Source organism: Pseudomaricurvus sp. HS19, from assembly GCF_009857815.1.
Lineage (GTDB): Bacteria > Pseudomonadota > Gammaproteobacteria > Pseudomonadales > Cellvibrionaceae > Pseudomaricurvus.
Genome location: NZ_WVVW01000010.1, coordinates 74,987 through 90,084 on the forward strand (window position 1 = coordinate 74,987; position 15,098 = coordinate 90,084).

Genomic DNA, 15,098 nt, shown 5'->3' on the forward strand with positions numbered 1-15,098 from the left:
GTCGTCGCAGTTCAGTCTGCGCAGGTTGGCAATGGTGCTACACAGGGGGCTGTCGGGGGCGGATCAGCTGTCTGCCAGGGCAAAAATCTGCCAGCCGCTTTTGGGCTGCAGGGGCCGATCCAGGGTGGCCCAGTGTAGTTTGTTTCGGCTGTCCAGGGCAAACAGCGGCGTCGCGGTGGCGTTGTCGCTTTCGGCCTGCCAGTCACTGAAGCCGTAACTGTCACTGAGCTGTGTGGCCTTGATTCTGGCGCCGCTGTCGAGTTGCTCCGAGAGGGTATAGTAGTTGACCTCCTCGCCGAACAGGCGCCGACCGCTGTAGAGCGGGCTGATACGGTTCTTGCCGCTGCCACGCTCCTCATCGGGGACGGAGAGTAAAAAGATATTACCGCCGCCGAAATCCTCGCGAAAACGCAATGCGGCGCTGGTGTTGGTGGACGGTTGTGGCGACAGGCCCAGCATACCGTTGAGGCTGCTCAGGTCCAGGTACAGTTCGGCGTGCTCCGAGATGGGATTGCCGAAGTAGGTCTCCAGCCCCTCCATCCGCGCGCGGGCCAGGTGACGCCAGTTGCGGTCGCAGAGGAGGGTGTTAACGCCGGCCTCGCGCAGGGCCTTGGCAATGGCAATGGCGACCCGATTGGCGCCGATGATCAGGTAGCCGCGGCGGTCGGCGGCGCTCACGCCCAGGGCCCGGGCCAGCGGTTTGGCAGTGAGGCTCTGGATCAGCACTGTGCCGATAATAACGCTGAAGGCCAGCGGCACCAGCAACCGCGCCTCGGCGATATTGGCGGCCTCCAGCTTGAGGGCAAACACCGCCGAGACAGCAGCGGCAACGATACCGCGGGGGCCGATCCAGGCGAGAAACAGTCGCTCCTGCCAGCTGAAATCACTGCCCAGGGTAGAGATAAGCACCTTCAGTGGTCGCGCCAGCAACTGTACGGTCAATAACACTGCCAGCGCCGCCCAGCCGATGCCCAGCAGCTCGGACACATCCAGCCGTGCTGACAGCAGGATAAACAGCACCGAGACAAACACCACCGTAAGACTCTCCTTGAAGTTGAGGATGTCGCGGGTGTGGACGCGGGGCATGTTGGCCAGCCAGATCCCCATCACGGTGACGGTGAGCAGCCCGGATTCGTGCATATAGGTGTTGGAAAAGGCGAATGCACCGGTGACAAAGGCGATGGCGGCGAAGTTCTGCAGGTAGGCGGGAATCCAGTGATGGCGCAGCAGCAGGCCGAACAGGTAGCCGGCCAGGGCGCCCACCAGCAAGCCGGTGGCCAGGGTCTCGGCAAAGATCAGCAGGGCGTGGCCCCAGTCACGACCGGCGCTCTGGGCCAGAATCGCTTCGAACACCAGCACCGCCAGCAGGGCGCCCAGGGGATCGATAACGATACCCTCCCAGCGCAGGGTGTTGGCGATGCGGCTGTTGGGCTTCACTGTGCGCAGCATGGGCACAATCACGGTCGGCCCGGTGACCACCATAATCACTCCAAACAGGGCGGCCAGTGGCCAACTGAGCCCCACCAGCCAGTGGGCGGCGAGGGTGGTGACCAGGGCATTTATCAGGGCGCCGTGAGCCACCAGGTTGCGCACTGTGGGGCCGATCTCCCGCAGCTCCACATACTTGAGGGTGAGGCTGCCCTCAAACAGGATGATGGCGACGCACAGGCTGACAAAGGGAAACAGCAGGTCGCCGAACAGTTCATCGGGTCGCAACAGCTGCAGGGCAGGTCCGAGCAGGATACCGGTGATCAGCAGGAACAGGATGGCAGGTACCTTGATGCGCCAGGCCAGCCATTGGCAGCCAAAGCCCAACAGGCCAATCAGGCCCAGCATCATGGCTGCCGGCAGATCCAGTGTCATTCCCCACTCCTGTTTTGATTGTTGTCAGTGCTCTTCCTGTTGCACAGGTATCAGTTTGGCGCAATCAGCACCCTGCCCGGCTTTCCTGTGACGGGTAAATCCATAATACTACAGGGCCAAAGTACGGATGCGGGGTGTGGTGATGGACAAAACAGAGAGCTTTCGCAAATATTTCCGGGAAGAGTATGTGCCCAGGGATGCGGGGCCCAGGTTTCTGTATATCACCAACGGCAGGCTCTATATCCGGGTGGTGTTCGCCATTATTCTCACGCTCTGCGTCGGCCTTGCCAGCCAGGTGGACTTCAGGCCTCACCACCTGCCGCTGTTTTTTCTCTACTTTGTGATCGCCAATCTGGTGGAGTACTGGATTCACCGTTACCCCATGCACCGCAAGATGCCGTTGCTGGGGTTTATGTTTGAACACGTCACCATCCACCACGCTATCTTTGACCGGGATAAAAACCTGATTGAGGATGACCGCGACCTGATGGGCGTGTTCCTGCCGATCCTGTACCTGTTCTCGATTTCCGCCGGTGCTGTGGTGGGTTCACTGCCACTGTTTATTCTGTTCGGTAGCAGTGAGGGGTATTTCTTCCTGTTTGTGTGTGCGGTCTATTACCTGCTGTATGAGGTACTGCACTACTCCTACCACTGCCGCGATGACTCGCTGTTCCGCTTTGTACCTTTCAGCAAGAGCCTGGGGGTGAATCACCTGATTCACCACCGCCGGGAATTGATGAGCAAGGTTAACTTCAACATTACCTTTCCGCTGTTCGATCACCTGTTTGGCACCAAACACAACCCATCTCATCTGCCCCGCGATCGCAGCGAGCCTTGATCGGGGGGATTACAGCCGTCTTCAGGAGGTGGATTTTTTCAGCGCCTTGGCGTCCTCGGCGCTGATCATTTCAAACTTACCCAGGCCACAGCTGGCACCTCGTTCCATATCGCTGCCCCCGGAGCGCAACACGGTGATGATATCCAGCGCTGACAAGCGCGGCTGTGACGTCTTGTAGAGCACCGCGCTGTGCTTGTTCAGGCCGATGCACGGCCTGGGCAGGCGGTTAAGGTAAACCTCGCTGTTGTTCAGGTAGAACAGCAGGGTCTGGCGATCAACCACGTCTATGCGGTCAATGCGGTTGATCGGCAGGCTATCCACGGTTGCCGTCCCGGCGACCTCCTCGTGGATGGGAGTCGTATCATGACGCTCCTCTTCGGCACGCACAGTGGAGGCAAGGGTGGCGCCCAGCAGGGTCAGGGTGATCACTGCCTGCAGCAGGGTGGGGTGGTACATAGGCGTTCCTCCGGATGGTTGGCCAGTTGCGCTCCCTCTATGACCGCGGAGGAGGGCCGGGGTTCGGCGCTGCACCTCAGAGCTGCACCTCAGAGAGGGTGCAGCAGTGCGTTCATGGCTTCCACCAGTTGCAGGGGGTGATCGGTCATCAGGTGGTGGTGCGCTTTGGGGATGACGATCAGTCGCTCACCGCAGAGGAAACTCTCCAGAATTCGCTGCGGACGACCGTTGTCGCTGAACAGGCTCAGCTCTCCATAAATGGTGCTGATCGGGGTGGTTACCTTCTGCAGCAACTCCAGCTGGCGCAGCTCACCAACATTGATGGCCCTGGGGTCAAATTTCCAGCTCCAGCCCTCTGCCGTCACCCGGCAGGAGTGGTAGCCGATGTACTGCACCAGTGCCTCGATGTAATCCGGTTGCGGTGGTGCCAGGCGGAATTCACGCTGGCACTCCAGCTGCGTGGCACGGCTGCGCAGGTGATCGCGGGGCTTGATCAGGGGGATGGTCTCCTCCGGTGGAAAGCGCACGATGCTGTCGATGATCAGTCCCTGCCGGAACAGTTCCGGCGCCAGCGCCAGGGCGCGGATGGTCTGCACACCGCCGAAGCTGTGACCGGCGATGGTGACCGGCCCCAGGTTGTGTTCACGGATCACTCCCACAATGCCGTCGGCGTAACAGTTGTCATCCTCGTAGCGGTCCAGGTGATCGCTGTCACCCATGGCCGGCAGGTCGATGGCAATCACCCGGTAGCGGTCGGTAAAGAACGGTGCCAGATAGGCCCACCAGTGGGCGTTGCCACAGAAACCATGCACCAGTACCAGCACCGGCAGTTCCGTGCGCTGCCAGTTCCAGCAGAGGAAATGCACCCGCTTGCCGTTGACTGTGGCATAGCGGGATTCGCCGGGGTGGTTAAGGTTGTCGAGAAACCAGGAGGGGGCATCGGCAGGCGGGACAAACGGGGTCGCGCCTGCCACAGGGGAGTCAGTTGTCATCAGTTACAGCTACCACGTTTCACAATTGCAGCCTGCAAGCATAACCAGCGCGCGGGCAAAAATCGAACTGTCCAGGGTATGGGTTATGGCTCTGCCCCGGCTTCCTCCGCCACAGCAGTGCCACAAAGTTCCAGTAATCTGGCCAGTAGCAGGGCGCCGTCGCTGAAGCGCTCGACATCGCCGCCGCCAGTGTTCTGCAGGATTACACCCTCTTCCTGGCGTGGCAGCATTGCGGTGGCGTCACCGTTGCGATCCAGCCAAATCGGGTAATCAAGTTTGCGCATGCGCGGCAGGGCAATGGCGCGGGCGATCAGGCCCGGCATGCCACTGATGTCAGCCACATAGACAAGACGGCCATCGCTGAGGCACGTGTGATCACTTACCTCCAGCGCGCGGCGCAGCATTTTATTGCCGCCCATGTCGTCCACAAACAGCAGCTGTAACGGTGTTTGCCCGGCTTGCCAGGCGGCGCCGAACTGGTTTTCCAGGGCGTTGAAATCCGGCACTGGCGGTGCACCGGTGGCGCTGGCGGTGAGTGGGTGGCTCAACAGCAGGGACCACAGTGTGGCAACAAACAGGTGGCGCATGGGCAAGGGCTCCGCAGTGATAAAAGACAGCGGCCAGAAGGGTAGTACGGGGCGGGGGGTGGCCACAAGTTGTGGCGGCTGACGTATACTGCAGTAACTGAATAACGCCGGTGCCGATAACACGGGTACTGACACTACAAGGAAAGCTGTTATGGAATTCAGGAAAGTAACCGGTTGCGCATTGCTGGCGACAATGTTGTTCTCCCTGGCGGGTGGCCCGGCGCAGGCACTGGGGCTTGGGGATCTGCTGGGCGGAGCCGCCTCGGAGCCTACGGCCGCGGGCGGCAGCACCGGAGGCAGCGGCTCAGGTGGGTTGACCGATATGCTGGTGGGGCAGCTGACGGACAAGCTGGGCATCAGTAAGTCCCAGGCGACCGCCGGCCTCGGCCTGCTGGTAAGTTACGCCAGCAATAACCTGCCGGAGAGCTACGCCAGCCAGCTCAAGGCGCTGTTACCCACCTCATCCTCTTCCGGCAGCAGCATGCTGAGCGGTCTGGGCAGCCAGCTTACCGGCAGCGTCAAGAGCATGGCGGACGTCAACAGTGGTTTCGAAACCCTGGGTATGGACAGCAGTATGGTGAGCAGTTTTACCCCGCTGCTGGAGTCGGCGGTCGCCAACACCGGTGCCAGTGAACTGGCCGGGGCGCTGGGCGCTCTCTGGTAAGCACTGTGAACAGTCGCAGTCTCAACTGATCATGGGCATGCATCGGTGAGACCGGCGCCATGCTGACTGTTGCGGGTACCCTGCTCGGAGGCCTGGGCCTGTTCCTGCTGGCGGTGGGTCTGATGACCGACGGCCTGAAACAGGCGGCCGGCAATTCCCTCCGCACCATACTGGCCAACTGGACCCAGACTGACCTGCGCGGTATCGCTTCCGGTTTCCTGATTACCGCGCTGGTGCAGTCCTCCAGTGCGGTGACTGTGGCCACCGTAGGCTTCGTCAACGCCGGCCTGCTCAGTATGCGGCAGGCGCTGGGGGTGGTGTACGGTTCCAATATCGGCACCACCATCACCGCCTGGCTGGTGGCGGCGGTGGGCTTCAAGCTCGACGTGCAGGCCTTCGCCCTGCCCATGATCGGTGTCGGCATGGTGATACGCCTGCTGCGTCCCGACGGTCGTGCCGCTGCCTATGGCCTGGCGCTGGTGGGCTTTGGCCTGTTCTTTGTTGGTATCGACCTGCTCAAGGGAGCTTTTGAAGGGTTGGTGGCGACGTTTGATGTGAGCACACTGGCGACCACCGGGTTGCGCAGTGTATTGCTGTTCCTGTTGGCGGGTATCGCCATGACCGTACTGGCGCAATCCTCCAGCGCCTCCATTGCCATTACCATTGCCGCCGCTTCCTCCGGCCTGGTCTCCCTCAACGCCGCGGCGGCCATGATTATCGGTGCCAATGTCGGTACCACCTCCACCGCTTTGCTGGCTTCTATTGGCGCCACCTCCAACTCCCGTCGTGTTGCCCTGGCCCAGGTGATCTTTAATGTCGGTACGGGTGTGGTGGCGTTGCTGTTGCTGCCGCTGCTGTTTCTGTTGCTGGACGCGCTCGGTCGCCTGCTGGAGCTGGATGCCGAGCCGGCCGTGACACTGGCGTTGTTTCATACCGTGTTCAATGTGCTGGGGGTATTGCTGGTGCTGCCCTTTAACAATCGCCTCGCGAGCTGGCTGGAACAGCGTTTCCGCAGTCGTGAGGCGGCGCCGGCGCTGCCCCGTTTTATCGACAGCACGGTGGCGGCCACACCGGCGCTGGCGGTCAACGCCCTGGTACAGGAGCTGGAGGCGCTGGCGGGGCGCACTGCGCAGCTGGCGCTGGCGGTAAGCCGGCAGCAGCTGGATGGCAATGGCCTGCACACTGAATCCACCCACATCCGTCAGCTGGCCGCTGCCGTGTCGCATTTCCTGATGGAGGTATCCCGCGAACCCCTGTCTGAAGAGAGTACCCAGCAGCTGGCGTCGCTGCTGCGGGTGGATCAGTACCTGCTCAGCTGTCTGCACGAGATCAATCAGCTCTACACGCTGAATGTGTCGCTGGATGGCCAGCTGCCGCTGGCCGTGCGAACCGAGCTGGAGCGTTTTCGGCAGCGTTTCTGCGGGGTGCTGGAGAGCGATATCTCCCACGCCGAACTGCTGCAGCAGGATTTCGAGCAGGCCCAGACGCAGTTGCAGACCGAGCACGATATGCTCAAGGCGCGACTGCTGGTGGTGACCACCGAACATCAATTACCGTTTGAAGAGATGCTGGTGCAGGTAGAGCTGGCGGCGTTGCAGTTGCATCTGGCGCGGCAGTGGCTGAAGGCCATGCGCTACCTGCAGCGCCTGCATGACGTTACCGGCATTACCGACAAGCTCACAGATAGCCGGGATCAACCCGGGCAGGAGACTGCCGACCCCGGGGAGAGTGACGAGGCTGTTGCCCTGGAGGGCGAGAATGAAAAAACATAAGAAACGCCGCAATATTTTTCCCTCGGCGAGGGATGACATGCAGCTGGCCTGCGATTACCCGCGCAGTACCTCTTACCGGCTCGCTTTCACCGACCAGGATTTCCTGCTGCGCGATGAGCTGCGCGCTGTGCGCCTGCAGCTGGAGTGGCTGAAGCCGGATATGGTGCAGCAGGAGCACGGCATCGAGTCCACCGTGGTGGTATTTGGTGGCGCCCGTTTCCAGGATAAGGAGAAGGCATTGCAGCAACTGGCGGACCTGGAGCAGCAGTTGCTGGGCGACCCGGGTAACGAAACCCTGATGCGCAAACTCAGTCGTGCCCAGCGGGTGTTGCGCAACAGCCGCTACTACGATGAAGCGCGGTTGCTGGCGCGGCGCATTACCGAAGTCTCCATGAGTCACGGCAGCAAGGAGTATGTGGTGGTTACCGGTGGCGGGCCCGGCGTTATGGAGGCCGCCAATCGCGGTGCCGAGGAGGCCGGCGGCAAGAGTATCGGGCTTAATATCGTGCTGCCACACGAGCAGGAACCCAACCCCTACATCACCCCCGAATTCTGTTTCCAGTTTCACTACTTTGCCATCCGCAAGATGCATTTCCTGCTGCGGGCCGTCGGCCTGATCGCCTGCCCCGGCGGCTTTGGCACACTGGATGAGCTGTTTGAAACCCTGACCCTGATCCAGACCGGCCGGGTAGGGCATCTGCCGGTAATCCTGCTGGGAAGGGAGTACTGGACGCGCTTGATCGACTTTGACTTTCTGGTGGAGCAGGGGGCCATCGACGAAGAGGACCTGGACCTGTTCCACATCGTCGATTCCCATGAAGAGGCCTGGCAGATCCTCAGCCAGGCCTGGGAGTTACAGTCCGCGGAATAGCCGCTTCAGGGTGCTGTGACTCAGGGAGCAGGAGTAGCCGTGGTGGCGACGGTGCGGCTGCCCAGCTCGTTGTCGATCATCAGCAGGCCATAGCCATCGTTCTTCACCAGTTTCAGTTTGGAGATAATGCCGCTGACGGTGGCTTCCTCTTCCACCTGCTCCTTCACAAACCACTGCAACAGGTTGTAGGTGGCGTGGTCCTTTTCCTTCAGCGCCAGGTCGCTCAGCTCATTCAGCTTCTGGGTCATCAATTGTTCGTGTTTCAGGGACGACTGGAACACGTCCAGCAGGGCGCCAAACTCCGACGGCGGTTTGGGGATGCTCTGCAGCTCCACATGCACGCCCTGTTCGATGAGGTAGTTGTAGATCAGGGTGGCGTGGATATGTTCTTCCTCGTACTGCACCTTCAACCAGCTGGCGGCGCCATTGAAGTCGGTGTGGTTGCAGTAGGCGGACATGGCCAGGTAGAGGTAAGCGGAATAGAACTCATCGTTGAGCTGCTGTGACAGCGCGCTTTGCATTGCCTGCGAGATCATGGGTGTCTCCGTGATAAACGTGGGTAAGTGGTGAATAATTGACGCACATTATACAGGGTTATTGCCGGCAGTTGGCGTCAGCGTCCTTCCGGGGTTCTTCCCTGTCAGTTTGGTTTCATGCGCAGCAGGCGGCCATCATCGGTGGTGAGGTAGAGTTCGCCCGCCGGCCCCTGCAACAGGGCGCGGATGCGCAACCCCTGCTTCTCCAGCAGCCGCTCCTCGGCGGTCAGATCTCCTTCCTTGCCGATGGTGACCCGGTTCAGGTGGGTGAGCTTGAGGGCACCGAGAAACAGGCTGTCACGCCATGGCTGATGGCCACCGCTGTAACAGAGCAGGCTGCCGGGGGCGATGGAGGGGATATAGACCTTGCGCGGCTCTTCCATACCGGCCTTGTGGCGGTAGTCGCCCACCCAGGCGGGGCTGCTGTACTCCTTGCCCCGGGAGACGGTGGCCCAGCCGTAGTTGCTGCCCGCCGTAATCCAGTTGATCTCATCGCCGCCGCGGGGGCCGTGTTCACTGGCCCAGAGACCGCCGCGGCTGTGGTCGTAGCAGAGTCCCTGCGGGTTGCGATGGCCGTAGCTGTAAATCTCCGGCAGGGCGTCACTGCGACCGGCAAAGGGGTTGTCGGCGGGCAGGCTGCCGTCCAGGTTAAGACGCAGGATGGTGCCGGCGTGGGTCATCAGGTCCTGGCCATTGGGGCGGTGGCCACGATCGCCGACAGAGAAGAACAGGTGCCCCTGGCCATCAAAGGCGATACGGCTGCCGAAGTGGCGGCTGGTGCCGGAGGCGGAGCGGGTGACCAGCAGCTCCTGCCAGTCTGTGAGCTGGCGCTCAGACAGCCTTGCGCGGGCCAGGGTGGTCACGGCACCGGCTGCTTGCGGCTTGCTGTAAGTGAAGTAGATCCAGCCCCCGGCCTCGCCGGCGGGGGGCACGGCCACGTCCAGCAGCCCGCCCTGACCACGGGCATAAACCGGTGGCAATCCGCTCAACCATGCAACGTCACCGGAATCGCTGTTGACCAGCGCGGCACGGCCGTTGCGGTCGGTGACGATCAGCTGTCCGGGGGCGACCCACGCCATGCCCCAGGGAATCCCCAGGTCGCGTGCGACTTCGGTGACGGAGTCGCTGTCAGCCTGGCTTATACGGGTGGTACAGGCCAGCACCACGCTGGCGACAAGCAGTATGGATAACAGCAGGGTGCGGGTGGGAAGCGTCATGGGAGTGGTCCGGTGATTCAGCGTTGCAAGGTCAATCATGATGGCAACGATCATGATGGGAAGATTGATGATAGCCTAACCGATTGACGCGGGCAGTGCAGTGACGCCCGCCGGGTGTGGGTCATACCGCCGACGATAGCGGTAACAGAGGACAGCGATGAAAGTTGGAATGATAGGACTCGGTGTGATGGGGATGCCTATGCTGCAGCGCTTGTGCGGCAGTGGTCATCAGGTATCGGTATTCGCCCGCCGTCGGGAGGTGGGTGAGGCGGCCGGCCAGTTGGGAGCCTCTGCTGTGGACTCGGCCGCGGCACTGGCGGCAGAGGCCGATCTGTTGATTGTCTGCCTGTACAGTGATGAACAGGTTCGTGAGCTGTTGCTGGGGGAGGCGGCGCTGGTGGATCAGTTGCGCCCCGGCAGCGTGCTGGTGCTGCACACCACCGGCAGCCCGCAAACCGCCACCGACATCGCTGCCCGGGCGGCGGCGCGGCAGGTGCAGGTGCTGGATGCGCCGGTCAGCGGTGGCCCCCACAATATCGCTGCCGGTGAACTGACCTTGCTGGTGGGCGGGGAGGCGGCCGCGCTGGATCGCTGCCGCGAGGTGCTGGGCGCCTACGCCAGTCCCATCCTCCACGTCGGGCCATTAGGTGCCGGACAGAAAACCAAACTGGTAAACAACCTGCTGTTTGCTGCCCAGGTGAAACTGGCCGCCGATGCCAGCCGTTTGCTGCAGGAGCTGGGAGCCGATGTGAATGCCAGCCTGGCGGCGATCACCCACTGCAGTGGTGACAGCGCCGTGTTACGCATGGCGCAGCGCAGTGGTTCGGTGGCGCGACTGCAGCAGTCGGCAGGGGCATTTATCGACAAGGATCGCACCACCGCGCTGGCATTGGTGGAGACGCTGGGGCTGGACCCTGGATGCCTGCGCTAAACCACCGCCGCGGCAGCCGGGATTGTGTTATGCAGGTAAATCCCCGCGCCGGAGTTGTGACTCTCTTCCCGGTCAGCGCAGCTTCCGGCGGGGCCAGGGCCTTGCAGCAGTATCTTTGACTACACTCAACAGTATCCGGGTTACAGGCCGGGAATCTGTGTCGGATGATATTTTCCCGGCTCACCATCTCTGCAGAGCGGGTCAGGGCAAATCTATGGAGCAGTATGCATCTTACCGGCAGGGCCTTTATGCCGGCGCTGTTCTCCCGGGCGAGCGGGACGTTTGGCGTACGCCCCGCTTCAGGGTGTTTGCAGTGGTGCTGGGGCTGTGCCTGGTAATTGGCTTCTCCGTACTGCTGTTACTTAACCCGCTTTATCGCAGCAGCGCGACGTTACTGATTTCCGCGCCGGTCGCCATCGACCAGGAGAGTGGAGACGCGGATGTGCAGCAGGTGGCCATTCAACGGGAAATCCTGCTGGGGCAAAAACTGCTGGCGCTTACTTCCGCGCGGATGGGGCAGTCGAGCGGTGGCGCCGGACTCCCGGTCAGCGATATTCGTGCCCTGCTGCAGGCACAGCCGGTAGAGGGGACAAATCTCCTTAACCTCATTGCCGAGGGCAGCGATCCGCTTATGCTTCCCGTGCTGGTCAGCAGTTGGGTAACGGAGTACCAGGCGATGCGGGCTGATGATGTCACACGCAATGTGGGACAGACCAAAATTGATCTTGATCGTCAGCTGGCACAGATTTCAGCGCAGGTCCGGGGGGCGCGTGAACGGCTGGACAGCTTCCGGGAAACCCACAATATCGTCTCTGCCGAGCGCGAGGAAAATGAGGTGCTGTCACGATTGCGCGGCCTCAATGCGTCCCTGAATGCCGCCATGGAGGCGGAGGTAAAAGCCCGGTCGCAGCTGCAGGAGGCGCAGGCGGCGCAGCGCGAAGGTAAAACCGTGATCGCGCCCAGTCAGCTGGAGTATGTGAATGACTTGCGTAATCGCCTCAACGCCGGGCAAGCCAAACTGGCAGTGCTGAGGCAGCGCTACACCCGCGACTACATCAATTTGCAGCCTGAGTTACGGCAGATCCCCGAAGAGGTGGCGGCGCTGCAGCGGGAGTTGCAGACCATCGAGGCCGCTGGTGACAGGCGCGCCCTGGAAGAAACGCAGCAGGAGTACGAGCGGGCGCAGCGCGTGGTGCAAAACCTGAAGACAGAGTTTGCCGCGGGCAAGGCGGAGGCGAGAGAGGTAACGGCCGTATTTGCCGAGCATGAGGCACTGGTGACCGACCTGGCCAGGCTGGAACAGTTGCATCGCGATACCCTGGCGCGCCGGGCGCAGCTGGAGGCCCGTCAGTTTGACCGACAGGCACAGGTGACCGTGATTGCCGACCCCTCCAGCGCCAGTCGGGTCTGGCCTGATTACGGACGCTTGAGCTTGTACATTGCCGTCGGCTCTGTGGCGCTGGCAGTCTTTTGTGTCTGGTTGCTGAGCTGGTTGCAGGGGCGACGGGAGCAGGCGGGGATTACCCTCAGCGGCGTGCATATTCACCCGGGTTCGCCGGGGGAGCTGCTGGGTTATGAACGCGCCATCCGTGAGTCGCTGGAGCATCACAGCGAGCGGGCACTGGAGGATAGATCGCGCCAACATGATTCGGGGAAAGACGCATCGGAAAATGGTGGCGACGGCAAAGACGACGAGAGGAAAGGCGATTCACGAGACAGGCCGGATTGAGAGTCCAATTTCCGTGTACACGGAGCTCCCGCTGCGACAGTGCCGCAAGCGTGGTGATCAAGGAATACTGATGCAGATCAAGCAAGGCCCACGAACCGCAGGCAGCCAAGGCAGCGGTGCTGTACAGCCGTCGCCGCCGGATTGCATAATCTGGCGCCGGATTATTGGAAAACCGCTGGCCATCCCCTGTGTCCAGCGGCTTGTGGAGTCGACCCCCTATGCCAACCTACGACTATTTCTGTGCGGCCAACGAGCGAGTAGTGGAAGTGCAGCACAGTATGCAAATCAAACTTACCTCCTGGGGTGAACTGTCCCGGATGGCCGGGATTGATGCCGGCGACACACCCGCCGATACGCCGGTGGAGCGACTGGCCAATGGCGGTCAGGTGGTGAAGTCCAACTCCCTGAAGAATTCCGTGCCGCCCTGCCAGGTGGGCGGTGGTTGTGGCGGCTGCGGTTAAGCCGCAGTCACAGCCACACCCACACCCACACCCTCTTGCGTCACCCCGCTATCGTATTACCCTGACGCTCCTAGCTCCTAGCTCCTAGCTCCTAGCTCCTAGCTCCTAGCTCCTAGCTCCTAGCTCCTAGCTCCTAGCCAAAAGATCGCGCAGGGGACCGCGCTCCTGCAGGAGCGGGTCCCCGCTGGTGCAATTTGGTAATTCACATTGGCAGGAATTGCCATTGAGAGCCGCTCCCCCCCCTACATACACTTCCCCCATGCTGTGCAGCAGACCAGACACTGGTGCTGCACGATAACGGCCGGGGAAATAAATCCATAACAGCTCCGCGTCCGCTTCATTGTCACTCCGTGCCGGAAGAGAGTCGTTATGTCCGCGAAATTACTGAACGAGCGCGACCTGAATTTTCTGCTCTATGAGTTTTTGCAAGTCGAAAAACTGTTGAGCCGCGACGCCTATCGCGAACATTCGGTGGAAACCTTTAATGCCGCGTTGGCAATCGCCCGCGGTATCGCCGCCGATTGTTTTGCCAATCACAACCAGCAGGGTGACGCCAGCGAACCACAGTTTGTGGATGGGGTGGTACATCAGATTCCACAGACGAAAGTGGCGTGGCAGGCGTTTGCCGACGCCGGCTTTCTCGCTGCCCACTGCCCGTTTGACGAGGGCGGCATGCAGCTGCCGGAGGTGGTGCTGCGTGCCGCTATGGCCTGTTTCAGCGCTGCCAATGTCAGCAGCGCCGCCTATCCCATGTTGAGTATTGGCGCCGCCAACCTGATCGACAGTTTTGGCAGTGCGGATCAGAAGCAGTGCTACCTTCCGGCCATGCGCGACGGTCGCTGTGCCGGCACCATGGCCCTGACGGAGCCAGCCCAGGGCTCGGCGCTGGCGGATATCACCACCACGGCAGTGCCGGCGGAGGATGGCAGTTACCGCATCAGCGGCCAGAAGATGTTTATCTCCGGTGGCGACCAGGCGCTGACCGACAACATCGTGCATATGGTTCTGGCGCGCATCAAAGGCGCGCCGGCCGGGGTGAAAGGCATCTCCCTGTTTATCGTGCCCAAGTTCCTGATGGACGCCGACGGTAACCCCACAGAGCGTAACGATGTGGCGCTGGCAGGCCTGCTGCACAAGATGGGATATCGCAACACCACCTCCACCGTGTTGTCGTTTGGGGAGCAGGGTGGTGCCGTGGGTTACCTGGTGGGTGAGCCCCACAAGGGATTGGCCTACATGTTCCAGATGATGAACGAGGCCCGCATCAGCGTCGGTACCGGCGCTGCCTCACTGGCGTACCAGGGTTTTAATGCTTCCCTCGAATACGCCCGTGGTCGCCCTCAGGGGCGTCTGCCCTCCTGTAAGGACAGCGACAGCAAACAGGTGCCTATTGTTGAGCACGCCGATGTCAAACGCATGTTGCTGGCGCAGAAGGCCTACGCCGAAGGCGCGCTGGCGCTTTGCCTTTACGCCAGCTCCCTGGTGGAGGATGCGCGCACGGCGCAGAGTGAGTTGCAGCGCAGTGAGGCGGCATTACTGCTGGACCTGCTGACGCCGGTGGTGAAGTCCTGGCCGTCGCGCTACGGCCTGCTGGCCAACGAGCTGGCGATACAGGTGCTGGGGGGTTCCGGTTATATCCGTGAATACCCGGTGGAGCAGTACTACCGTGATCAGCGCCTCAACCCCATTCACGAAGGCACGGAAGGTATACAGGCGATCGACCTGCTGGGACGCAAGGTGCCGGCACAACAGATGGCGGGGCTGCGCTTGCTGCAGCGACAGATGGCTCACACGGTGGCGCAGGCCAAGGTGTTCAGCGATACCCGTGAACTGGCCCAGCCGCTGGCAGCTGCCTGCGACGCGCTGCAGGCCATCACCGAGCGGCTGTTACCCCTGCTGCGCAGCGATCCCGATACCGGGTTGGCCAACGCCAGTCTCTATCTCGATGTATTCGGTCGGGTCACTGTCAGCTGGATCTGGCTGCGGCAGGCAGTGATCGCTGCACGCCATTTGCAGGATGCTGACCTGCACCTCGACGAACAGAATTTCTATCTCGGCAAGCTGCAGGCGGCACGCTACTACCTGGAGTGGGAACTGCCCCAGATCCAGCCGCAACTGCAGTTGCTGCAGAGCCTCAATGTCACGCCGCTCGCCATGCGCGACGAGTGGTTCCAATAAATC

14 protein-coding genes are annotated in these 15,098 nt (G+C 61.5%); 8 read left to right on the forward strand and 6 right to left on the reverse strand.

Translation table 11 applies throughout. From position 1 onward, the window contains the following. Positions 1-63: 63 nt before the first annotated feature. Positions 64-1,863 carry a sodium:proton antiporter gene (locus tag GSF27_RS13530; protein WP_202410451.1) on the reverse strand — a complete coding sequence of 600 codons (1,800 nt, stop codon included), beginning with the start codon at positions 1,861-1,863 and terminating at the stop codon, positions 64-66. A gap of 142 nt (positions 1,864-2,005) precedes the next feature. Here GSF27_RS13530 and GSF27_RS13535 point away from each other — a divergent pair, with 142 nt between their 5' ends. After that, the gene (locus tag GSF27_RS13535; RefSeq protein ID WP_160969987.1) at positions 2,006-2,701 is read left to right on the forward strand and encodes a sterol desaturase family protein; all 696 of its coding nucleotides are present in this window, start codon (positions 2,006-2,008) and stop codon (positions 2,699-2,701) included. 21 nt (positions 2,702-2,722) lie between these two features. On the opposite strand, the gene GSF27_RS13540 is transcribed toward GSF27_RS13535, so the two are convergent. The 3 genes from GSF27_RS13540 to GSF27_RS13550 all read right to left on the reverse strand — a co-directional run bounded on the left by GSF27_RS13540 (position 2,723) and on the right by GSF27_RS13550 (position 4,736). Further along, the gene (locus tag GSF27_RS13540) at positions 2,723-3,157 is read right to left on the reverse strand and encodes a DUF6491 family protein (protein WP_160969989.1); all 435 of its coding nucleotides are present in this window, start codon (positions 3,155-3,157) and stop codon (positions 2,723-2,725) included. Positions 3,158-3,246: 89 nt separating this feature from the next. Beyond that, positions 3,247-4,149 (reverse strand): alpha/beta fold hydrolase, encoded by a 903-nt coding sequence (locus GSF27_RS13545; protein ID WP_160969991.1) that lies wholly within the window; start codon positions 4,147-4,149, stop codon positions 3,247-3,249. Between the two features lie 83 nt (positions 4,150-4,232). Then, complete coding sequence (locus GSF27_RS13550; protein ID WP_160969993.1) at positions 4,233-4,736, reverse strand: hypothetical protein; 504 nt, start codon at positions 4,734-4,736, stop codon at positions 4,233-4,235. Positions 4,737-4,887: 151 nt separating this feature from the next. Between GSF27_RS13550 and GSF27_RS13555 the strand changes: the two genes are divergently transcribed. Genes GSF27_RS13555 through GSF27_RS13565 form a run of 3 tightly spaced genes read left to right on the forward strand, consistent with a single transcriptional unit; the run spans position 4,888 to position 8,043 of the window. Beyond that, positions 4,888-5,400, forward strand: coding sequence for a DUF2780 domain-containing protein (locus GSF27_RS13555; RefSeq protein WP_160969995.1), 513 nt, complete (start codon positions 4,888-4,890; stop codon positions 5,398-5,400). 59 nt (positions 5,401-5,459) lie between these two features. Beyond that, complete coding sequence (locus tag GSF27_RS13560; protein WP_160969997.1) at positions 5,460-7,172, forward strand: Na/Pi cotransporter family protein; 1,713 nt, start codon at positions 5,460-5,462, stop codon at positions 7,170-7,172. Then, the gene (locus GSF27_RS13565; protein ID WP_160969999.1) at positions 7,159-8,043 is read left to right on the forward strand and encodes an LOG family protein; all 885 of its coding nucleotides are present in this window, start codon (positions 7,159-7,161) and stop codon (positions 8,041-8,043) included. The genes GSF27_RS13560 and GSF27_RS13565 overlap by 14 nt, the downstream gene beginning before the upstream one ends. Positions 8,044-8,063: 20 nt before the next feature. Here GSF27_RS13565 and GSF27_RS13570 read toward each other — a convergent pair whose 3' ends face one another. Further along, complete coding sequence (locus GSF27_RS13570; RefSeq protein WP_160970001.1) at positions 8,064-8,579, reverse strand: ferritin; 516 nt, start codon at positions 8,577-8,579, stop codon at positions 8,064-8,066. Positions 8,580-8,683: 104 nt separating this feature from the next. After that, a complete protein-coding gene (locus GSF27_RS13575; RefSeq protein ID WP_160970003.1) occupies positions 8,684-9,796 on the reverse strand; it encodes a PQQ-dependent sugar dehydrogenase in 1,113 nt (370 codons plus the stop codon). 157 nt (positions 9,797-9,953) lie between these two features. Between GSF27_RS13575 and GSF27_RS13580 the strand changes: the two genes are divergently transcribed. From GSF27_RS13580 to GSF27_RS13595, 4 genes are all read left to right on the forward strand, one after another. Next, positions 9,954-10,727 carry an NAD(P)-dependent oxidoreductase gene (locus GSF27_RS13580; protein ID WP_304627211.1) on the forward strand — a complete coding sequence of 258 codons (774 nt, stop codon included), beginning with the start codon at positions 9,954-9,956 and terminating at the stop codon, positions 10,725-10,727. Positions 10,728-10,941: 214 nt separating this feature from the next. Further along, the gene (locus GSF27_RS13585) at positions 10,942-12,456 is read left to right on the forward strand and encodes a hypothetical protein (RefSeq protein WP_160970007.1); all 1,515 of its coding nucleotides are present in this window, start codon (positions 10,942-10,944) and stop codon (positions 12,454-12,456) included. Between the two features lie 218 nt (positions 12,457-12,674). Further along, on the forward strand, positions 12,675-12,917 hold the full coding sequence (locus GSF27_RS13590; RefSeq protein ID WP_160970009.1) for a zinc ribbon domain-containing protein: 243 nt from the start codon (positions 12,675-12,677) through the stop codon (positions 12,915-12,917). A gap of 369 nt (positions 12,918-13,286) precedes the next feature. Then, positions 13,287-15,095: an acyl-CoA dehydrogenase gene (locus GSF27_RS13595; protein WP_160970011.1), complete on the forward strand. Its 1,809-nt coding sequence runs from the start codon at positions 13,287-13,289 to the stop codon at positions 15,093-15,095. Positions 15,096-15,098: the final 3 nt, after the last annotated feature.